At 62.2% G+C, this 370-nt stretch carries 1 protein-coding gene; it reads right to left on the bottom strand.

The window, feature by feature from the left end; all coding sequences use genetic code 11:
• Window positions 1-41 precede the first annotated feature (41 nt).
• Window positions 42-370 (bottom strand): hypothetical protein (locus tag B3Q33_RS06315; protein WP_286827233.1); only part of this gene is annotated, 329 nt, incomplete at its 5' end.

Below are 370 nucleotides of genomic sequence, written 5' to 3'. Positions count from 1 at the left end.
CTCGCCAAGGCTCGGTTCGCGCCGCTCGCCACTCGCAGCTGCTAAAGCTCCCGAATCGGAATCAACGTGGGTGGCGGTGGGGGTGGAGTATTGTCGCGTAGCTCCGGAGGGCGCACGTTTTCTGCCTGCCGTTGGCGAAACTCCTGCTGTTCGTCTTCCAGGTAACGACCCTCCGGGCTGACCGCATTCATGCCCCGGCTTTCATCACTGGTATCCAGTTCCCGTGGTGATTCCAGATACATGGCCTCCAACTCTTTGCCGTCCAGCGGCTGAGCGGGAACCTGCTCCCGGGTTTTTGGAGCATCGTTGTCCGGTGGCGCGGAGTCAGGCAATTGTTCCGCGGCCACGACCAGGCCCGGGGCCATTAACA

Source organism: Alcanivorax sp. UBA3183 (genome assembly GCF_002364155.1).
GTDB classification, from domain to species: Bacteria; Pseudomonadota; Gammaproteobacteria; order Pseudomonadales; family Alcanivoracaceae; genus Alcanivorax; species Alcanivorax jadensis.
Note: the sequence above shows the minus strand (reverse complement) of the source record. Positions and strands in the feature narration are given on the sequence as shown.